Source organism: Algoriphagus chordae (genome assembly GCF_003254055.1).
GTDB classification, from domain to species: Bacteria; Bacteroidota; Bacteroidia; order Cytophagales; family Cyclobacteriaceae; genus Algoriphagus; species Algoriphagus chordae.
On record NZ_QKZT01000003.1, the window covers coordinates 24,366 to 46,505 of the forward strand.

The 22,140-nt window shown below is 40.8% G+C and carries 16 protein-coding genes; 9 read left to right on the forward strand and 7 right to left on the reverse strand.

Annotation, left to right across the window (positions count from 1 at the left end; translation table 11 throughout):
- Positions 1 to 120: 120 nt before the first annotated feature.
- The 7 genes from LV85_RS03845 to LV85_RS03875 all read right to left on the reverse strand — a co-directional run bounded on the left by LV85_RS03845 (position 121) and on the right by LV85_RS03875 (position 7,630).
- On the reverse strand, positions 121 to 1,152 hold the full coding sequence (locus tag LV85_RS03845; RefSeq protein WP_111316870.1) for an outer membrane beta-barrel protein: 1,032 nt from the start codon (positions 1,150 to 1,152) through the stop codon (positions 121 to 123).
- A 32-nt stretch (positions 1,153 to 1,184) separates the two neighbouring features.
- The gene (locus LV85_RS03850; RefSeq protein ID WP_111316871.1) at positions 1,185 to 1,976 is read right to left on the reverse strand and encodes a hypothetical protein; all 792 of its coding nucleotides are present in this window, start codon (positions 1,974 to 1,976) and stop codon (positions 1,185 to 1,187) included.
- Entirely contained in the window at positions 1,969 to 2,538 is a 570-nt protein-coding gene (locus tag LV85_RS03855) for an RNA polymerase sigma factor (protein ID WP_111316872.1), read from the reverse strand. The genes LV85_RS03850 and LV85_RS03855 overlap by 8 nt, the downstream gene beginning before the upstream one ends.
- 687 nt (positions 2,539 to 3,225) lie before the next feature.
- The gene (locus LV85_RS03860) at positions 3,226 to 3,702 is read right to left on the reverse strand and encodes a carboxypeptidase regulatory-like domain-containing protein (RefSeq protein WP_111316873.1); all 477 of its coding nucleotides are present in this window, start codon (positions 3,700 to 3,702) and stop codon (positions 3,226 to 3,228) included.
- Between the two features lie 45 nt (positions 3,703 to 3,747).
- Positions 3,748 to 5,148: an MBL fold metallo-hydrolase RNA specificity domain-containing protein gene (locus tag LV85_RS03865; RefSeq protein ID WP_111316874.1), complete on the reverse strand. Its 1,401-nt coding sequence runs from the start codon at positions 5,146 to 5,148 to the stop codon at positions 3,748 to 3,750.
- Between the two features lie 64 nt (positions 5,149 to 5,212).
- Positions 5,213 to 7,207, reverse strand: coding sequence for a PspC domain-containing protein (locus tag LV85_RS03870; RefSeq protein ID WP_111316875.1), 1,995 nt, complete (start codon positions 7,205 to 7,207; stop codon positions 5,213 to 5,215).
- A 93-nt stretch (positions 7,208 to 7,300) separates the two neighbouring features.
- A complete protein-coding gene (locus LV85_RS03875) occupies positions 7,301 to 7,630 on the reverse strand; it encodes a PadR family transcriptional regulator (protein WP_111316876.1) in 330 nt (109 codons plus the stop codon).
- A 394-nt stretch (positions 7,631 to 8,024) separates the two neighbouring features.
- Here LV85_RS03875 and LV85_RS03880 point away from each other — a divergent pair, with 394 nt between their 5' ends.
- The 9 genes from LV85_RS03880 (at position 8,025) to LV85_RS03920 (ending at position 22,132) form a co-directional block, all read left to right on the forward strand.
- The gene (locus LV85_RS03880) at positions 8,025 to 9,122 is read left to right on the forward strand and encodes a putative type IX sorting system protein PorV2 (RefSeq protein ID WP_111317155.1); all 1,098 of its coding nucleotides are present in this window, start codon (positions 8,025 to 8,027) and stop codon (positions 9,120 to 9,122) included.
- Positions 9,119 to 14,140 (forward strand): putative type IX secretion system sortase PorU2, encoded by a 5,022-nt coding sequence (porU2, locus tag LV85_RS03885; RefSeq protein WP_111316877.1) that lies wholly within the window; start codon positions 9,119 to 9,121, stop codon positions 14,138 to 14,140. Before LV85_RS03880 ends, porU2 begins: the two co-directional genes overlap by 4 nt.
- Before the next feature lie 111 nt (positions 14,141 to 14,251).
- A complete protein-coding gene (locus LV85_RS03890; RefSeq protein ID WP_146260424.1) occupies positions 14,252 to 14,656 on the forward strand; it encodes a hypothetical protein in 405 nt (134 codons plus the stop codon).
- A gap of 256 nt (positions 14,657 to 14,912) precedes the next feature.
- A complete protein-coding gene (locus tag LV85_RS03895; RefSeq protein WP_111316879.1) occupies positions 14,913 to 15,539 on the forward strand; it encodes a class I SAM-dependent methyltransferase in 627 nt (208 codons plus the stop codon).
- Between the two features lie 232 nt (positions 15,540 to 15,771).
- The gene (locus tag LV85_RS03900) at positions 15,772 to 16,725 is read left to right on the forward strand and encodes an SDR family oxidoreductase (protein ID WP_111316880.1); all 954 of its coding nucleotides are present in this window, start codon (positions 15,772 to 15,774) and stop codon (positions 16,723 to 16,725) included.
- A 27-nt stretch (positions 16,726 to 16,752) separates the two neighbouring features.
- Positions 16,753 to 17,265, forward strand: a complete 513-nt coding sequence (locus LV85_RS03905) for a hypothetical protein (protein WP_111316881.1) — start codon at positions 16,753 to 16,755, stop codon at positions 17,263 to 17,265.
- 1 nt (position 17,266) lies between these two features.
- A complete protein-coding gene (locus LV85_RS03910) occupies positions 17,267 to 18,178 on the forward strand; it encodes a helix-turn-helix domain-containing protein (protein WP_111316882.1) in 912 nt (303 codons plus the stop codon).
- Positions 18,179 to 18,398: 220 nt separating this feature from the next.
- The gene (locus LV85_RS03915; RefSeq protein ID WP_211318375.1) at positions 18,399 to 19,409 is read left to right on the forward strand and encodes an alpha/beta fold hydrolase; all 1,011 of its coding nucleotides are present in this window, start codon (positions 18,399 to 18,401) and stop codon (positions 19,407 to 19,409) included.
- A 497-nt stretch (positions 19,410 to 19,906) separates the two neighbouring features.
- A complete protein-coding gene (locus LV85_RS03920) occupies positions 19,907 to 22,132 on the forward strand; it encodes an FAD-dependent oxidoreductase (protein ID WP_111316883.1) in 2,226 nt (741 codons plus the stop codon).
- Positions 22,133 to 22,140 lie beyond the last annotated feature (8 nt).

Here is a 22,140-nt window from a genome sequence, read left to right on the forward strand (position 1 = left end):
ATAAAAGGTTTGACTAAAAATTTGTTTTTACATGTCAGACTGAGCCAAGTCGAAGCCAATTTCGATCCCGATAACTATCGACTTCGCTCAATTTGACTAAACTCATGATGATGAATTCCCTTAAAGTACTATTCCGAATGTGATTGGATTTAGCTCAGGTCCTTTTCCTTCCTGGAATAATTCGTTTAGGTCATATGTCGTGAAGAATTTAACTCTTCCGATTCCTAGTTCACCTCGTATGCCATATCGGAAATTCTGTAGATAAAGACCTGTGTCTTGCTTGTCTTTATGTCGACCTGAGCCTCCCAATTCACGATATACGTATTTAGATTGACCTCCCAATCTGTAGCCAGCATAAGGTCCAGCAGCAAGCCTAACTCCTCTTCGACCATTGTCTTTCATCTTCCCGAAATCCAATTCCAACATAGTCATTGCTGTGATATAGGAAGCTGAGATTTTGCTTTTAAATCCGTCTACATCAGTCCTTTGGATAAAGTCAATCGCGTCATCACCTCTTACAGCCTGATAATCTCTATTTTCGAATTTGAAGTTGTAGAACTGGAAACCTAAGCCGAAGTCCCAATAGAAACCTTTGGAGATTCGCTGGGCAGCCATAAAGTTTAGGCCTACATTCCAGCTTCCCCAGCCTTTGACTGCATATGGTTCATCGGAGGTAGGGAACTTGCCATCTTCCAAGTAGTTGTTTACGCCCAGATCCATGTTGAAGTAGGTTCTGAATGGTGGATCACTTCGTCTTTTTAGTCCTGGTTCCAAGCGAACTTTGGTGTTTTCTCCCGTTTCATCCACCAGCAATCTAAGGCCTCCGATATAGACTTCTGTTTCTGCTCCGTCTTCTGTCACCTTCACAATCTGTTTTGATGAGCCATCTTTGCGTTTGATCTCAACGATAGTGCTTTCCCCAGTGTCTTCATTTTCTTCCAGATCAAGCTCACGGATGATCTGATTAATGTTCATCAGTTTCAGCTTCTCAAAATCTTCTTTGCTGTCCACCATGATGACGATTCTTCCGGATTTCCCGAATTCTACCACAATACTGTCGCTAGGAACTTTGTGGTCTATGGATAGCATGGTACTGGCATAGCCTACCTGCACAAGTGCCATCAAGCAAAATAATAGGATGTATTTCTTCATTTTAAGTTTCGATTAATGCTAGTTGGTGAGTATTAGTCTTCAGCTCTGGTTTTTTTGGAAGTGATACTCGCGAATAGATTGTTTTTTGCATCCTGCAGGTCTGCAAATCCCTGGTCTACTTTGCCAAGTAATCCTTCCACTTCATTGACTGTTTTGCCGATTCCGGCTATTAAGTTTTTATCCTTAGGCTCTTCCTTGAGTCCACTAGAATAGATTTTCACTTTATAGGCTGGCTCTTCTTGAGCTGGCTCAGTTACTTCTGCCACTGCTTTTTCCAATTCCAATGCAGGAAGTTCTGGCTGCGTGATTTCTGGTGTTTCTATTTCTAAGGTTGGAACTATTACCTGCACTGGTTCTTCTTGCTTTGGCTCTTCTTTTACTTCATTCATCGCAACTAGATTTTGAGGAGCTGTTGACTTTGATTTCTGAGTTGTAGAAGGATTAGCTGGTTTAGTAGTGGTAATAGTTGGCTTAGTATTTAATTCCTCAGGTGTCTGCGAATTTTCTGTTTCTATTGGTGATTCCTCAGTTACTTCAGCTGAGTTTGTTTCTGTTGGAGTAGGAGTGTCAATCAGCTCTTCTGTAGAATTGTCGGCTAGCATCGGCTGTTCGACAGCTATATTTCCTTCTTTCAGTACCAAGTATCCTATGGTGAATAGGATAGTCAGAGAAGCTGCAGCTGCCCACCATATCCCTTTGTTGGATTTGGATTTTTGGGGAAGCTGAGACTCAAGTCTTTCCCAGGCAAGTGCACTTGGTTTTTCTGTATGGTTTTCGAGTTTCTCTTTGAAAAACTGATCGAGATTATTTTTTTCCTTAGCCATTGATTCTCCTTTCTTTTGGTGTTTGACTGGCAATTTTTTCCTTCAAAGTATTCCTTGCCCGATTGAGCTGGGACTTCGAAGTGCTTTCGGTAATCCCCAAGAGATCTGCGATTTCTTGGTGTGAGAAACCTTCGATTGCGTAGAGGTTGAAAACTGTCCGATATCCTACCGGGAGGCTTTCTACCATTCTCATCAAATCATCGGTTTCCATATGATTGAGTTCGTAGTTATGATCCTGATATGCAGCATCATTTTCCATATTGATCTCCATCATAAGATGACGGTTGCTTCTAAGCGTCATCAAAGCTTGTGTGACGATGATCCGCTTCATCCAGCCTTCGAAACTCCCTTTGGACTGAAACTGAGGAAGTTTTTCGAAGATTTTCATAAAGCCTTCGATCATCACATCTTCGGCATGTTCCCGATCCTTGAGGTATCGGATGCAGATGGCCAAGAATTTCCCCGAGTACTGATCGTACAAGTGGCGCTGCGCCAGTCGGTCGCCTTTGAGGCATCCTTGTACTAATCTTGATTCGGTTGAAAAATTGACTCTGCTGAACATTTGGTATAGCTTTCAATTAGGTAGATGCCCGTATTGAAAAAATGGTTGCGTGGCTAAGTGAAAAAAAGTTAATAATTTTTGATTAATGAACTGATTAAAGGATGGTGTAATCGTAATCATCTTAAAATAAGGGCTTTACAATGAATTATAAGATCACGTTTTCTGGGACTTAATATTGTATCGAAAGTAAGGATTAATGAATTGGTTTCTTGAATAGGGTTATCCGGATTTATACAAGTGTACAATTTAACTTCATTTCATTTTTTACAAACTCTATTCTTTTACTTTACAAACCCCGAAGGATTGAAACAATTCATAACCGTGATGAGGCCTCAACAGGAATATCCTTGGTTTTCTTTGTTGCTTTTGTAGTAGAGATTTTGAACCACAAAAGGAACAAAGGGCATAAAGCTTTCGAATGAGATTTAATCTGAAATGAGAATATTTCTATGTTTTGCTATGATTCTATGTGGTGAAAAAAAAATTAACCACATAGAATCATAGATTTTCATAGAACTGAAATTATATAGGCCTCATCAGGAATATCCTTGGTTTTCTTTGTTGCTTTTGTGGTAAGCACATTTCCCACTAACATAAGGGTAGAACCAATTTTTTCATAAAAAAAGGTCTCCGTCTGATCAAATTTATTGTCATGTGGAGACCTACCTAGTACTCGATTTTCTCAAATTAGAAAGCCGCCTTATAATTCACCACAATATCCAACAAAGTCCACTCACCGTCTTTCACTGTGACAGGCTGGATATTTCCTTCGCCATCGAAAATATTAGCGAAAAGCCCGTCTTCTTCCACAGTAAGGATGGAATATCTTCCAGGGCTTAAGTTAACAGAATATCTTCCGTCTTCATCAGTTTCGATTTCAGTGATTGGTTTAGCTGCCACTGATTGAAACAAACCGTTTTCTAAGGTCACATCAGAGATTTTGATGAGGGGATAGACTCTCACCGTTCTTTTGATTGGATCTCCAACAGTTATTCTCTTGTCTTTCTTTCCTTTTTTGGCTTCTTCAGTAATCATTGGCATTTGATTTCCTTCCTGCCAAGTCACTAGACCGACTACTCCTTGGCCTTCTGGTTGGTATTGGGCACATTGAAATAGGATTAACGTAAAGGCTGCGATAAAAAGGACTCTAAGTAATTTGTTCATGATAGAATGGTTTGAGGAGATTCGCCGGATAAATACACCAGCTTTTCAAATTCCCTCAAACAGCATAAATGATTCCAAATAATTTGGAATGACTGTGTTCCACCCTAATTCATCCTTAAGCTTCTGCGCGAGCACCGAGGCACTCTTTTCTTCCCCATGAATGATAAATGCAAGTTTGGGTTTTTCCCCAAATCCCTCAGCCCATTCCATCAACTCATTTTGATCGGCATGTGCAGATAAACCATCCACAGAATAGATTTTTGCTTTTACGGGTACTTCCTGACCGTAGATTCTTACTTCAGTATCACCGTTTACTAGTCTTCTTCCACGGGTTCCATCTGCCTGATAGCCTACGAAAACAACTCCATTTCTTTCATTCGGCAGGTGATGGAACAAATGATGTAGTACACGACCGCCTGTAGCCATGCCACTGGCAGAAATGATAATGGCTTTGCCTTTGAGATCATTCAGCGTCCGGGATTGCTCTTGCTTACGGAAATAATGAAGTTGAGTATGCTGGAAAGGATGCTGGTCTGTATCATCCAAAACTGCGATCAGCTGATGGTCTTGATGAAACTCTTTGTACAGTTTAGACACATTGATCGCCATCGGTGAATCGAGGTAAATTGGCACATTGGGGATTTTTCCTTTTCTCACCAATTGATATAGATAGTACATCACCAACTGGGTGCGTCCTACCGCAAATGCTGGAATAATCACCAATCCATCCCGCGAAAACACATCATTGATAGCTTTTGCGAGTTCTTCTTCCGGTTTCACAGAAGTGGAAACACGATCTCCATAAGTAGATTCTATCCAAACCACATCAGCTTCAGGAATCAAAGTAGGGGGATATAGTAAAGGATCATGATATCTTCCCAAGTCACCTGAGAAAACAAGCTTCTTGGTTTGAGTATCGCCTTTGATAACCACCTTGGTAATGGCTGCCCCGAGAATATGCCCAGCGTAATAATAGGTGATTTCTACCTGAGGATGAATGGAAAAAGGCTTCTTGAAATCCTGAGGTACAAAAAGTGGAAAAACAGCTTCGGCATCTTCCACGGTATAGAGTGGTTCTGGATTTTCGTGCCTGGAATAGCCCTTTTTTCTAGCGTAATGAGCTTCTTCTTCCTGAAGTTTTCCAGAGTCCAAAAGCAATATTTTTGCTAATTCAGCAGTAACGGCTGTACAATAAATGGGACCAGAAAAACCATCCTTGACCAGTTTAGGAAGGGCGCCGATGTGATCCATGTGTGCATGAGTGAGCACGATTGCTTCCATGTCAGTAGGAGGCAAAGGGAATTTGTCCCAGTTTCTTCGTCGCAGTTCTTTTCTACCTTGAAAGAGTCCACAGTCTACTAGAAATTCAAAATCTCCCAGATCTATTAAATATCGGGAGCCTGTCACAGTGCCGGCAGCACCTAGGAATTTTACAGTTACGTCCATTGCTATCTTGAGTTTATAGCAAAAGATACAAAAAAAGAGGCACCCATTTGGATGCCTCCTTAGCTTAGTCAATTACAGCGGTGGTATCTGCTGGGATTTTAGATTGATTAAATTTCGCTCTGCTGATACTATCGAGTTGATCTCGATTATAGTCTCCAGTGTCTGGCTCTTCTACTTCGAAATTGACGCCTGAAGAATTTTCATCCTCATCAGACTTTACCTCTTCTTTGCAGGTGAGGCAAACCAATCCTTGCTGGTTAAATGCCCAAATCGTGTTTTGAGATAGGTCACTTGATTTGAAGCCATTTCTATAGATGGTGTTTCTCAGAATTTCGAGCAGAGATCGCTCCATGATAAACGGCTTCTCGTAAGGAATCTCAAGGAATATATTCAGTTTCTGATCCCGGAAAGTACTCAGATTAGATACATCATATCCCTCGTCAAAGGTGATAATAGAATCCAATACAGTATAGTTATAGGTGATCATTTTGGCATTGTTCATCGCTTCTGCCTTGGTCTTGCCTCTTGAGAAGAAATCTTCACGAAGGGTGACCAAGCTATCAGAAGTGCCTTCGAGCTTCAGATTGACATTGTTGAAGGTAGATTCTTCACCTATAGGATTCAGTCTTAGAATCATGATTCCATCGGTGACAGGAACGTTTTGTTCTATCTTATGCCAGTTTTCTTCTTTGAACTGCGCTACGATCAGCGGGATCTGGAATGCACAGATGCCAACACAGAGTAACCATAGGCCCAGTGCTACGAAACCAAATCTTGCTCCTATCAGATTCTTTTGCATCAAGACACTTAGTCCAAGAAGAATGATGATGATCCCTGGGATAATCATCAGGAATGAAGCGCCTATCACTAGCCAGATTGGGATCAGGTTGGAGAATAACTCTACTGGGAAATTATCCATAAGAACTCTGTAATCATCGTTGGTGAATACACCCAAGTACACTGCAAGGCTAAACATCGGAGCAATGGTCAAGCCTAGGCCGATAAAGAAGACAAACAGGCCAAAAATCACGCGGATTACATTCAGGATAAATCTTCCTAATGGACCCAAAGCTGATCCTATCGCTTCTATTACTTGTCCGATAACCCTAAATGGGGTCAAAAGGATTTGTCTCGTTTTGGATTCCGGAGCTTTTGGGATGGGATTGATATTTTCCTTTAAGGTAGAATCAATATTGTCCAAGGTGATTTCTCCACCTTTCATACGGATGCGCTCAGTGATTGAGCTAGCTACTGGGGTGATAATCCAAAGAATCAGATAGATCAGGAATCCCGAGCCGCCAGCAAGAATCAAAAAGGCTAAGGCCAAGCGAGTATAGATCACTTCTACACCGAAATAGGCCGCCAATCCACTGGCCACACCACCGATTACCTTGTCATCAGGGTTTCTATAGAGCTTTTTGATGTTTTTATCTTCCTCTATTTCATAGGAAACAGGCAAAATAATCCAAAGCACGATGTATGCTATAGCAGCAAAAATCCCAAAACTAAGATTCAGTCTGAAGTCATCAAATGGCCAGATATCCAAGAATCCAAAGTTGAATCGCAAGTTGCCAGAAAACAGCAAGAGGATAGCGATCAGTCTGGTCCAAAGTGGATCTATGGAAAAGTAATGCGCCATTCCTGCACAAACTCCTCCTAGGATTTTTCGGTTTTCAAGGCGCACAAGTTTCTTGTAACCTTTTTTGCCAGCATCAGGAGGAGTTACATATTTGTAGAAATCCTGATCGTTTGAGGCATTTTCTTCTTCCTGATCAAACTCAGTTTTCTCCTCATCTACCGAAGCAAAATCTGCGATGGTCCCCATTTTCTCAATGAGTTTATCGACATTTTCGGCAGTGATCACCTGCTTATTGTTTTTCAGATTGCTCAGAAAAATCTCAGCGATTCGATTTTCAATATCAGATATGATCTCATGATTGTCTTTATATGAAGAAAAGTGAAGGTTGATCGCATCCAGATATTTGCGGAGCGTATCGTAACCGTCTTCTTCTATATGGAATAAAATCCCAGAGATGTTAATACTTATAGTCTTTTTCATGTGTTTATAATTTTCTGTCAAAGGCCACATGGAATCTCGCATTACCGATAATCATCTTTCCGTCTGTTGCCTGTTGCATGCTCGATTTCATGATCAATTCTTGGAGGTGATTAGAAGGGTGGAATTGACTAGTGAATCCCAGGTGTTGGAAAGTGTGGCTAGAAAGGCCTTTCCTTCTTCTGTAATTGAGTAGTATTTCCTCGGAGGTCCCGATTCAGATTCTACCCAGCGATATTCTACCAAGGAGGCAGACTTCAGGCGATTGAGTAATGGATAAAGCGTTCCTTCCACTACGATCATTTGAGCTTGGGTCAGCTCTTCTATCAGATCTGAAGTATAAACCTCGCCTCTGGAAATGATATGCAACACGCAAAACTCTAAGAGTCCTTTGCGCATTTGAATCTGTGTGTTGGCGACATTCATTTGTTAGGTGATTTTTGTTTCAATGTTTCAGGGAATTCTTATTCCCGTCCCCATTTGCTAAAGAAAAATTATACCAATCTTTTCCAAGCTACCTTGCATAACCTAATTCCTTGCGATAAACAGGTAGTAGGTATAGTATTGTGAGGTGAAAAACTAGCTTAAGGTTGTTTAATCGTTGATTTATAAATTTTGTCTGGAGGAGAAAAAAATAATTTGAGAATATCCAGCTCACCTGGACTTTTATGAAATGTTAAAATTATGAACATATTTGTGTACGATGGCGGACAGGGAATTGCTTGATTATCAAGAATTGTAGTTTGAATTAAAATAGCTTTGATAAAATCATTTATTTTGGACTGTGAAATATAGAAGTCGGGCGCATTTTTTTTACTTAATACTACTGCTGTCATGCTGGACAGGTCATGCAAAGCTGTTTTCACAAGATTTGGCTCCCAAATATTCCAATGAGTTTCTGAATATAGGAGTTGGTGCAAGAGCGCTAGGGATGGGGAGAGCGCAAGTTTCCGCTGTCCGGGATGTGACCGCGGCATATTGGAATCCTGCAGCCCTGATGGGAGTTCAGCACAAATATGAATTTAGCTTGATGCACTCGGAGTATTTCGCTGGAGTAGCACAATACGATTACTTGGGCTTTACCACACCAGTCAAAGATCAAAGCCAGATTGCTGTTTCCTTGATCCGATTTGGAGTTGATGATATTCCGGATACTCGATTTCTGTACGATGCCAATGGCGCTTTGAATTATAATAATATTCAGTTCTTCAATGCGGCAGATTATGCCCTGCTACTGAGCTATGCGAGAGATCTATCGGATAATTTCAAAGTCGGCATGAACGCTAAGGTTATCCATAGAAATGTGGGGAAATTTGCACAGGCCTGGGGTTTTGGACTAGATGTGGGAGGGATTTATATCAAAGATCATCTCACACTGGGATTGATGGTACGTGATATCACAACTACTTTCAATGCCTGGTCACATGATGCCGACTTGGTTCGGGAGATATATGCGCAGACCGATAATGAGATTCCTGTCAATTCGGTTGAGTTGACCTTGCCACGAGCGATTTCGAGTGTAGCTTATACTTTTCAGATCGGAAAGCAGTTTAGCTTGCTGACGACTTTGGATCTAGATATGACCTTCGATGGAGCGAGAAATACGCTGATCAGCAGTTCTTTTTTGAGTGTTGATCCGCGATTTGGATTGGAAGCAGGTTTTCAGAATATGGCCTTCCTCCGTGCTGGCATCGGAAATTTCCAATACATCAAAGATTTTGACGGAAAAGAAAGCTTGAATATGCAGCCAAGTATGGGGATTGGAGTTTTTATTAGCGAACGTTTTCAGATTGATTACGCCCTTTCAGATATTGGAAATGTGTCCGAAACTCCCTATTCCCATGTATTTAGTGTAAAAGTGAGTTTGGATAAATTGGATCCTGATTTTAGGAAATTTAAAAGCTGGACAGACAAATGATAAAAAGACTACTCATCGTTTTTCTGGCATTCCTCATGCTTTCCAATCTGGCTCTAGCGCAGCAGCCCGTTTGGTACAATTATGACCAAACCTACTACAAAATCCCTACAGCCACTGATGGCATTCACCGGGTTTCTGCAACCTCCCTTAGCAATTCTGGGATCAATTTAAGCAGCCTAGATCCAAGAAATATCAGGATGTATCATCGAGGGGAAGAGGTCGCAATTCATATTGAAGGAGAAAATGACGGGAGATTCGACACTGGCGATTACATAGATTTCTTTGGAATGAGAAATGATGGTACGCTGGATAAATTACTTTACCCTGATTTTGACCAGATCCCCAATCCTTATTTCAATACTACATCCGATACCACTGCATTTTTCCTTACCATCACAGCAGGGCAAAGTGGAAAACGGATGAATCTCCGAACTGCGCCCGAGACTAACTTACCTCAAGCGAATAGCTATTCTTCCGAAGAATTACTGGCACTTGGCGAGCAGTATTCCTTGGGTATCGGCTACTCCTTTGATTTTAGATTATCCAAGTTTGATCTGGGTCAGGGATGGATGTCGGCAGTCATCACGAAAGGGAAAACACGTCAGCTGAGCTTTGATCAATTGGGAGCAATGGGAAATTCCGGCTCCGGAAAACTGGAAATAGGTATAGTAGGTAGATCTGCCAATGCCCATAGTACCAAAATATATGCTGGAGCTACTGCTGCCTCTCAGAGGTTGCTTACGACGCTGAGTTTTACGGGATATGAATATCCTCAGCAATCACTTGAATTGCAGATGTCTGATTTCAATCCTGATGGAAGCATCCTGATTTCTATCGAATCGGCTGGATCCGAATCAGTAGATAATGTGTCTGTGGCTTTCGCCAAAATCAGCTTTCAAAACACCGTGAGCTCAGGAGATTTTGCTTCGAAACTTTTCATTTCCCCAGATGGAAATCAACAGATTCAGCTTTCACAGCTTTCGGGTACTTATTCAGCCTTGGAGATTTCAGATCCTGCAAATCCCGAGAAGGTTCAGTTAGCTACTGCTGCAGAGACCCTTTCGTTTAGATCTGCGGTGGCAAATGATTCCTCTAGGGTTTGGCTGCAAAATGAGGAAAACATCATTTCGGTTGCCGCATTGGAACCTGTGAAGTTCAGAAATTTCCTAGCTCAGCCTGCCAACTATATTTTGGTTGGGCATCAGTTGCTTGAGCGCACAAGCACACAATTCGACAATCCTTTGCAGGCCTATGCCGAACACAGGGCTTCGCCTGCGGGTGGAGGTTTTGAGGTGCTGTCTGTCAACATGGAAGAGTTGTACAATCAATTCTCTTACGGGGAATATTCTCCAGTAGCGATTTATGAGTTTCTGAAAGCCTATTACCCTGTTCATAAGCCTACTCATATGTTGTTTGCGGGAAGATCACTTGCGATGTATTCTACCGCAAGAGCTGGCGGAGTCACATATTTCTATAGAAATAATCCAGCTGCTTTTAGCTTTCAAGATCTGATTCCTGCAGGTGGATTTCCTTTTTCAGACAATATCTATACGCTAGGCCTTGATCCTTCCAAGCCTTATTCTCCTGCTTTGGCCGTAGGCAGAATTCCTGCTAGAAATTCACAGCAACTTGCAGATTACCTGAGCAAAGCAATTGAAAAAGATGCTGTGGCAATCTCAGATTCCTGGCAAAAGGAGCTAATTCACCTTTCTGGCGGGGTATCAGAGTTTGAATTGGATCGATATTTTAATTTCCTGAATGGCTTCAAGACCATTGCCGAAGGCCAATATTTGGGAGGAAATGTGACCACTTATCGTAAGCGGTCTAACTCGACGATCGAAGTAATTGATATTACCGGAGATCTGAATGAGGGTAGATCCATGCTTACGTTTTTTGGGCATGGGGCTCCTACTGTAATTGATATAGAAATTGGTTTTGCGTCAGATCCGACTTTGAATTATCAGAACAAGGGGAAGTATCCTATCATGCTCTTCAATGGTTGTGACTATGGGGCTGCTTACGGCAATAGCTATACGCAAGGTGAGGATTGGGTGATAACGCCGGATAAGGGAGCTATTTCTGTTTTAGCAAATTCTGCAATTGGCGTAGATGTCTATTTACGCAGGTATTCTGACATGTTTTACAAAAAAGCTTTTTCTGACAGTAGCTTGATTTATCGCACACTAGGCGAAGTAAAACGGGAGGCTGATGAAGCATTTGTTACCAGTTATGGTACATCTCCGCTCTCATACTCACATATGGAGCAGATGATCAATTATGGCGATCCTGGGATACGGATTTTCCCGGCAGACAAAGCTGACTATGCGATCAAAGTCGAAGAAGTATCAGTAGATAGTTTTGATGAAATCCCAGTTTCGGTGCTTTCGGATAGTTTGAAATTAAGTTTTGTGCTGAGAAATATCGGTAGGGTAGACACTGACTCTATTGAATTTGAGGTGACGAGAAAATTGCCTGATGGAACCACGGAGTCGTTTTCACCAGTGAAGATTCCATACATTGCTCGCATTGACACACTCTTTTTTACCATTCCGAATACAGGGAGAAATTCTGCAGGAGAAAACAGCTTTGGAATAGAAGTGAATTCGAATAAAGAAGTGGAGGAAATGACTTTCACAAATAATACGGTCAGCTACACCAAGTTCATTCCACTGAGTGGTACGCTGAATCTGTATCCTCTGGGATATGGAATAGTCAGCGAAACTGATACGAAACTAGTCGCTCAGGTTCCAGGGAAAAGTACCGAGGATAGAACTGTAATTATCCAATTAGATACAGCCGCAGCCTTCAATTCGGCTTACCGCAAAGAACTTCGCCTTACCACGAGAGGATTAGCAGAGATGCCTTTGTCTTTGACTGCTTTCTCAGATAGCACGACTTTCTATTGGAGATCCAAATTCCAGGAAGCCAAGCCAGGGGAGACCGATGCTTGGACCAAATCTAGCTTCACTTATATTCCCGCTGGTCCAGAGGGATGGGCTCAGCGAACGAGTTATCAACTGGGTGATGATCAATTAGCAAATCTGGAAATCAAGGAATCAGACCGAAGCTTCAAATACCTGGATGTGCAAGCGAGTATCGATGTCTTCACGGTGGGAGCTGGAGTGGATACCTTGTCCTATAAAAACACACAGTTTTACCTAGATCAGATTCCGCAGATCATTGATAATGTAAACAATGCCAACAGTAGACTTTGTCCAAATGGTTCGCTGGGATTGGTGGCTTTCGAGCAAAAGAGCCTGATGCCATACTTGGCGATTCCTGTGCCGGGTTTTGATATTCTGGATGCTCGGGCTTGTGGAAGGATGCCTCAGATGATTCAGAGTATTCAGAATGCTTGGATCACTACGCCAGGCCAGACTATGCTCGAGGAATATGTGGATAAGGTGCGAGAGGGTGATTATGTGGTTATTTTCTCAGTGGGAAATGTGACTTTCGAAGCTTGGCCAGATATCGCAGTAGAGAAATTGAAAGAATTCGGAGCGAGTGAAGCTACACTTAGAGCTCTGAAAACGGGTGATCCCTATATTCTATACGGTAGAAAAGGCATGCGGCCAGGAGAGGCAATTGAGATCGTGGGTGATAAAAACATGGAGGTGCCAGCATCCCAGCAGACGCTTTCATTCGACACCGAACTGGTAGGTTATATGACTTCTGGGCAGATCCTAACGCCGCGTGTAGGTCCAGCTTCTTCTTGGGAGCGTTTCTTCCAAAATGTGAATTCCAGAAACTGGATCAATGAGGAGGAGAAAACCTACTTTGATATCATCGGGGTGAAAGAAAATGGTGAGGAAGATCTGCTGATCAGAAATACCTATGATCGGGAAATGGACCTGTCATTTATCAGCACAGAGACTTATCCTTATCTCAAATTGCGCTACAGCATGAATGATCCTGAATCTACGGCTCCAGCTCAGTTGGACAAGTGGCAGGTGAATTATACGGGAGTGCCTGAAGGAGTCTTGATCCTGAAATCAGCCAAGGATCAGGTCAACCTTCGTGAGGGCGAGCCGGGGTTTTTGGAACTGCAGTTCAAGAATATTTCCAAGTACAACTTCCTGGATTCTATTCAGGTGGATTGGAAAATGACCAATCTGACTAGCAAGAAAGTAGAGGAGTTTTCGAAGAAATTCCCTGCGCTGAAGTCGGGAGAAGGCTTTGACTTTACCATAGAGTTCAATTCCATCGGGAAAACAGGCGAGAATAGGCTGGAGATTTTTGCGAATCCTAGAATACAGCAGGAGCAAACCTTCCGGAATAATCAGGTGGATATGGGACCTTACTTTATCGTAGAAGGGGATAATTCAACTGCCCTACTGGATGTGAACTTCGACGGAATCTACATTATGGATGGGGATATCGTCTCCCCAAATGTGCTGATCACAGCTCTTCTGAAAAATGACCAAACTTTAATTTATAAAAAGGATACAGTCGGCCTGGACCTTTACCTCAAGCAAAACTGCGAGGCCTGTGACTTCAAGCGGGTAAATTTCTCCAATCCAAACCTGACTTGGACTCCAGCTTCGGAAGATGAGGACTTTAAGGTTTCGCTCATTCCAGGGCCTCTGGAAGATGGTATTTATACCCTCCGCGTAGCCAATGAGGATTCTAGTGAGCCTTATGAGATTACTTTCGAGGTGATCAATGAATCGCAGATCACGAATTTCTATCCATATCCCAATCCATTCAGCACCTCTGTACGATTTGTCTTTACGGTGACGGGAATGGAAGTGCCTGATGAAATCAAGATTCAGATTATGACCGTGACCGGAAAAGTTGTCCGTGAGATTTTACAGAACGAACTCGGTCCAATCCGCATAGGAAACAACCTAACCGAATACGCTTGGGACGGCAAAGATGAATTTGGCGACCAACTCGCCAATGGAGTCTATATCTACCGCGTGCTAGTCCGCAAAAATGGCCAGTTTATGGAGCATAGACCTACCGCCGGAGACAAGGCATTTAAGAAGGGGTATGGGAAGATGTATTTGCTGAGGTAGGCTTTCACGTCATTGCGAACGACGGAGGAGAGAAGCAATCTGGTGTGAGAATGAAAGTATAAAAATGTCATATACTTGACTGATTTAAGCAACTAGAAAGTAATGAAAAAAATGAAAACAGAAGACACTAAAATACCTTTGATTACATTAGCCATTTTGATGATTACTTCATTTGTACCAGTTATACAGTTAACTATGCTTATGGGACAGGGAGCTTTTCTATACCCTTTCAATAGGCTTTTAGTAACGCCTGAATTTAAATCGCTTAACTATATCAATCTATTTTCAGGAATCTTGACAGTTATAGCTTTTTATATTTCTAGAAGAAGGGGATACAAAATAATATGGACAGTTTTGACGGTTTTTTTCTTCATGGGATTTTTAACCTTTGTTACCGAAAGTACTAGGTATGAAGATTACCCATATTTTATTCCAATTATGGTAATTGGGGTTATGGTAACATTACCTTTAATTATAGTAGGAATAATTAAAGAAAAAATGGTTAATCCTACCTAGACTATACCAAAAGACTTTAAAAAACATTATGTTCACTCCCCCCGCCTGAGCGTAGTCTAAGCATTGAGGTGCCTAGGTGTAGCTAAGAATGAATTAAAAAGTCACCTCTTTCTGGCTGCTCTTGAAACTACCGCAGGTTTAGTGCTACGATGGCTATTAGTAATTGCTTGTTCTCGCTTACTTCTGGAAATCCGCAATGATTTTCAATTCGGTTAGTTTTTGCTAAACTAGGGACCTAAATTAAATATACAACAATATGAAATGGTATGACGTTTTCTCAAGTTTTTATGATAATTCTTTAGAAAAATTATATTTCAGTAGCCGAAAAAGAGCAGTTGAATTGTTAGACCTCAATGACAATCAAACGGTCATTGATATAGCATGCGGCACATGCGCGAACTTCAAACATATAAAAGCGAGTAACGATAATGTTACTTTGTACGGCACTGACTACTCAAGTGGTATGCTTAAAAAAGGATTGGATTTAATCAAGAAAAATTCATGGAAGAAGACTTACCTATTTCAGGCAGATGCACGAACGTTGACCCTGTCGTCAATTGAAAAACACACCAATAACAAGATGGGTTTTGATAGGGTCATTTGCGTTCTTGGTTTATCAGTAATTCCTGAATGGGAATTAGTGTTAAATAATCTAATCGGACTGCTTAATGAAAATGGTAAAATTGTAATCGTAGATGTATTTGCTGAAAAAAGAAATTTGAACACTTGGTTAGTTGAAAAAATTGCTAAGGCTGATCTTAATAGAAAGATATGGCAAACACTTGAAACAAAAACAAATAATTTTCATCAAGAATATTTAGATGTAAAAGAAAGCAAAGTTGGAGGGAAGTTGTTTGTAGCTGTTGGCGTTAAACGACAATAAAAAAAGCCGAACCGCCATCAAAGCAGATTGCTTATGGAGGGTGAACGGATATTAGCAAAGTATTCACTACGCAGCCAGCTTTTATTTCATTGTACAGGAAAGTGCTTCGAAACCGCCATAAGCCATATGCGAACCGTTGTTTAAAAACCAAAAAGTATACATCTTTCGAAACTGTGTATAAGACCAAAGGATGATGATGTACTGATCTTTGTCTAAACAAAATATAGACAAGATGAGTACTATAAATCAATTCGGAAAACAAGGCTGGACACCCGAGAGAATAAAGGACTTGAGTGATAAAACATTCGTAATAACCGGGACCACCAGCGGTACTGGTTTTGAAGCTTCACGCATTCTTCTATCAAAAGGTGCAAAAGTGGTGATGCTAAACCGCAATCCCAAAAAAGCAACAAACACAATCGCGGCTTTAAAAGAAAAACTAGGCAATGCCATAGATGTTACCAACATTACCTTAGACTTGGGAGAACAAGCATCGGTAAAAAAAGCTGCAGCCGAACTGTTGGAGAAGGTGAATCGCATCGATGCTCTAATATGTAATGGTGCCATCGCACAAGTACCAACACAAAAGATTTCGAAAGATGGCTGGGAGAGCCAAATGGCAGTCAATTACTTTGGGCATTTTACGCTTCAAGCTTTGCTGTATCCAATGATTAATAAATCACAGGGACGTATTGTAACCGTGGGCAGTATGGGGTACAATATGGGTATCAAGGCTATCAAATTTGACGATTTAAACTGGTATAAAGATTACACCGCTAATGATGCTTATAGTCAAAGTAAATTGGCTCAGATTATGTCCATTTATGAATTACAAGACAGACTAAACAAAGTGGGAAATACCGCAGTGAAAGCCTATGCCTGTCACCCAGGATCTTCCAGGACAAACCTGATTAGCACCAGCGGTAGTTTCATGATGAAAATGATTTTTGGTCTAATGAAGATGTCGCCTCTAACACAACCTGCTGAAAAAGGTGCTTATCCTGAATTGATGTGTGCCACAGAACCCGATTTAGATCAGACAGCTTTTTATGGTCCTACAGGACGAAGTAACTGGGTTGGGCCAGTTGGAGCACATTATTTAGCGCCACATGCCAAGGATAAGGTAACAGCAAAAAGGCTGTGGGATATGTCTGAAAAAGCGACAGGAGTGCAATGGAAGTTTTAAATTAGAAAATGATAAATGTAATTAGATATGGACATTTTAAAAGCAGCAATAGACTGGGCAAAAGCCGAACTCATTTCTACACCATTTTTTGTTCTTTTTGGTGTGGTTTTTATAGCCACAAGTGCTGGTTTATGGCAAGTAGGTAAAACCGATCTGGCTAAAGCTTACATTATCCCCACATTGGTGGCAGGTGGATTATTGACCATTATTGGGCTCGGGCTATTCTTTACTAATAAATCGAGAATTCCACAATTTGAAGAAGCTTACCAAAGTGATGCTGTGGTATTTGTCGCTACAGAATTAGAACGTACGGACGCTACATTAAAGGAATACAAAAACATAGTGTTTACGACCATTCCACTCATAATTGTAGCTTGTGTGTTGGTATTGTTTTTTGTGAATACGCCTATTTGGAGGGCAAGCATGATTACAACCATTGGTATGCTGGTGGTTATCTTGTTCATTGATGGATTGGCTCATGCCCGAATTGACGAATACAACAAACTTTTACTGAAGGCGAATCAAGAATTGAATAAATAGGATGCAACATTTCAAAACATTATCAGAGTACTTAGAATACCTGGAACTTCCACCCTCAGAGCACCCAATGATTAGTGTTTTCAGTTCCGGTGATGACGGTTTTATGCCTTGCCCTAAAGAAAGTTCTCCACCGATCACCAACGATTGCTATTCTATTAGTTTTAAAAAGTTTGTTAAAGGCGATTTGACTTACGGGCGCACTCAATATGACTTTGCCAACGGTACCTTGTTCTTCATCGCTCCAAGGCAAGTTATGCAGTGGGATAAAAGCGTGGTGTTCGAACAAAAAGGCTTTTCCATCAATTTTCATAAAGATTTTCTGAAAGGCACTGAGTTGGCACATCAGATAAAAAAATATGGGTTCTTCTCATATTCTGTAAATGAAGCACTGCACCTTTCACCTAAAGAGGAAAAACAGATCAAAGCGCTAGTAGAAAGCATAGAATTGGAATACCAAAACAATCAAGATGAGTTTAGCAAAGAAATCATCATTTCGCAGCTAAGCACATTGCTGAAATATGCCAACCGCTTTTACCAAAGGCAGTTTATTAACCGCAAAGAGATGTCTACTGACTTGTTGGAGCAATTCAACAAAAAACTGGAATCATATTTTGACTCGGGGCAATTGAAGGAAAATGGCATTCCTAGTATTGAGCAAATTGCAGGGCAACTCTCGGTTTCTCAGCGATACCTGAGTGACACCTTGAAAAAAGAAACAGGTAAAACTTCAACCGAGCATTTGCAACTCTTTCTGATAGATGAAGCGAAGAATATTTTGATGGAACCCCACAAGGCTGTTTCTGAGGTGGCCTATGATTTGGGTTTTGAGTACCCCGCCTATTTTTCAAGGCTATTCAAGAAGAGAGAAGGAGTTAGTCCAAAAGAGTACAGAGAAAAGTATAGAATGAATTAATTTTTTAACTAACATCAAGTAGTTTGTAATTGAAAAATTATACAACATTGTGTTCATAAGGGTTTCAGAGGTTTTATGGTTTTATCCCCAGTACCAAATGTGGAGGTCTCCATGATAGGTTTGTAGTCCCCAATCCTTTATGAAATCATACAGGTACCGTACTTGTAACTAATTTCAGATTAGTACTTTCCCGAAAATATATCGTTATCATCACCTAGACATGAAAAAAGAAAACATTCCAAATATATTAGGTAAACTTAATTGTTCCTTAGTTCCAAAATCTTATGCTATGAGGACATTTATGTTACTTACTTTTCTTGTTCTACAAATGGGCTGTGTAAACAAGTATGAAAAGTATAAAAAAGTACCTGAGTATATTACGGGAGCAACTGGATTGAATGCAGCTTACTATAAAGCCTACGACGAGACATTGAAGCTATGGGATGTTTCTTACGAAGAACTGTATATTCCTACTACCAACGGTACTGCTCATGTGATTGTAAGCGGCCCTAGAAATTCTGAACCCCTTGTATTACTTCATGGAATGAATGCCAGTTCTACCATGTGGTACCCAAATATTGAATCTCTCAGTAAGGACCATCTTGTATTTGCAGTTGACTTTATCTTAGAACCAGGAAAATCGCATTTGTCTAATGATATTGAAAGTGTTGAAGAAGTCATTGGTTGGTATAAAGAAGTTTTAACTGCCTTAGAACTAGATAGCTATCATCTCATTGGTGCTTCTCGTGGCGGCTGGTTGGCCATGAAACTCGCATTAAGCAATCAGGAAAAAATAAAGAGTTTAGTATTGTTGAGTCCTGCTCAGACTTTCACTTGGATTAAACCAAGTATGGATTTGTTTAAAAATATTGCCACTTTATTTTCATCAAAAGAAAAGCAAATCGCCCAAAGTTTAGAAAGCATGTCAAGCGATGTTGCTAATATTAGCGATGTGTACTTAAATCAGTATAAACTAGGTTTAGAACAAGATTCTGAAAACAAATTTATCACTAGCATGAAACCTTTTTCTGATGAAGAATTAAAATCTTTGCAGATGCCTGTTTTAGTTTTAATTGGCGATGAGGATGTGATCAATGAAGAAGGAACGGTTGATAAAGCTAATATGCTAGCAAAAGGAGAAGGTAAAATCATAGAGAATGCAGGGCATTTTTTATCCATTGACCAAGCGGAAACGGTTAACAAGAAAATGGACGCCTTTTTGAATCAATAACTTATAGGAGAACCAGTTACAACAGACTTATAGTTAGTTTCTACGGATTTTTCCTTACTGAACCTAGTCTACGCCTTGAGGCTACAAGTTGAATTTGCAAATCAGGCATCCTGGCCTCTCGCCAAACTCCTGTTTTATGTGCTTGATCCTGCCTATAACATACATCTGAATTCTCTGTCCTAGTGGATCTCGGATCTTGGTTTTTGTAAGAGCTGATGTGATTTTTACTACTAATGCTGTATGTTGAAATAATAATTAGGACTATTTCAGGCTTTTTAAGGAAGATGGAGATTTTTGAACATTTAAGGGATTTTATGTGCCAGTAAGGATTGAGGATTTGAGAAATTATCCTTTAATTGAAAATAGAGCAGTGAACTTTCCTGTAAAATGAAAAGAGACATTAGGAGAATTGAGAGATATAATGAGGCCCTTTTTGATTGTCTCATCATGGATAAATACCAATTTTTTGAATTCAAGTGTGAGAAAATAACCTAAGGATGAGTAAAGAATTTGATGTGATTATCATTGGTGGTGGCTTAGGTGGCCTTACAGCCGGAGCTACATTATCCAAACAAGGAAAAAAGGTGTTGCTTTTAGAACAGCATTACATTGCCGGAGGATGCGCTACTACCTTCAAACGAAAAGAATTTATTTTGGAAGTAGGCCTACACGAATTGGATGGCCTCTATGAGAAAGATTCAAAACAAGACATTTTCAAATTCTTAGAAGTAGATAAGCACGTAGAATTTGTGCAAATACCAGAGCTTTTTCGGCTAAAAGGAAATGGAATTGATTTCACACACCCGCATGGACAGGAAGCTGCCGCGCTCGCTTTGATTGAAAAGTTTCCCAACGAAGAAAAGGGAATTCGTAGCTGTTTAGAATTCATGGATAAGGTGTTTACCGAAATCCCAAAATTTCCGAGAGAACGATGGGTGCAACTCCTACTTTACCCAATGCTGCCGCTATTATACCCAAATACTGTAAAAGCCGCGAAGACAAATTTGGGAGATTGGTTAGATAAACACATAGCTGATGATGAGCTAAAAATCATCATGCAAGCCATGCTGCTGTACTACCATGACGACCCATATTCTATGTCGATGACTTATTTCTCTGCCGCGCAAGCAAGTTACATTGGCGGTGGCGGCTACTTCGTCAAAGGCGGGTCGCAAAACTTATCCAACTATTTAAAATCGGTTATAGAACAAAGCGGAGGTCAAGTGCTGCTGGGCAAGAAAGCCAGCGAAATCATTACAAAAGATGGAAAGGCCATTGGCGTAAAATTCAAAGACAATTTTAATGAAGCTGCGCCAGAAACCAGCCAATTTGCGCAAGCCATTATTGCGAATGCCGCTGTGCCCTTGGTCAAAGATTTATTGCCTCCAGCAGAAAGCGAAAAACTAGGCAAAAAGATAGACGCGCTAGAAAAATATTGTGCTTTATTGACTGTCTATATTGGGTTTAAAAAAGAAGTAAAAGATCTTGGCAATAAGCACTATTCCACCTTTGTAGTAGGAGATGATGTAAAAACGCTGCACGATATCAAGGCAAACAATCTTGGCGATTGGAAAAACAGGAATTTCGTTTTTGTGGATTACAGCCAAGTTGATTCGAAGCTGGCCCCACAAGGCAAAAGTGTAGGTGTGATTTGTGCAGCCGATTACTTGACTGATTGGGATAAACTGGATAAAGAAGCGTATGCTAGCAGAAAGGAAGAAGTTGCTCAAATACTATTTAAACGCTTGGAAAAGGAGATTCCAGGGATATGTGAGCAAATAGAATATTATGAGGTGGGGACATCCAAAACCGTACAACGCTATACCTTAAACCCGGGCGGCACGCCTTATGGTTTTGCCCAGACTCCCAAACAATCGGGCATGGGACGCTTGCCATTAAAATCGCCTATAAAAAATCTCTATTTCGCGGGGGCTTGGAGTATGCCTGGCGGTGGATTTACAGGGGCCATCATTAGCGGATTTTTATGTGGAAATACTGTCAACAAAAGGCTCAATAAAAATTCAAATACACAACCCGTCAAACTAGTTGATGACCGCATTGTGAAATTAATTTCAAAAACAGTAATCGCAGAAAACACCCTCGAACTTCGCATTGAAAAACCAAAAGGCTTTGAATATATAGCCGGCCAATATGCCGTGCTAGAAATCCTCGATCCCGCCCACCGCGAGTTAGATACATCCTTTCGGTCACTTTCGATGGTGTCGCACCCAGACGAAGATGAGCTCCGCTTTTCGATGCGACTGAGCAACACCAGTTTTAAGCAAAGTATCAATCAATTAGCCGCTCAACATCAATTCCGCGTGTTCGGCCCAATGGGCGATTTCCTCTTGTCGGATAACAAAAAGGGCATTGTATTTCTGATTTCAGGTATTGGAATCACACCCGTTTTGCCTTTCTTGAAAGAGCTGGAAAAAAGCAAATTCGACCAACCGGTTTTTCTGTTTTACTCAAATAAAACGTCAGACGAAGCCGCTTATCATGAAACTTTTAAAGCAGCCACTCTTCTATCCTTTCAATACATTCCTGTTTTCACCAAAATAGACAGCCGAATTAACAATGAATTTCTGCAAGCTAAGCTGAAGGATTTAACCGCATTTGATTATTATGTGGTGGGCACAAAAGGGTTTTTAAATTCAATGAAGGCTATTTTACTGCAAAATAACGTGCCCTTAGAAAATATTAAAATTGATGATTTTGGGTGAAAAGTACA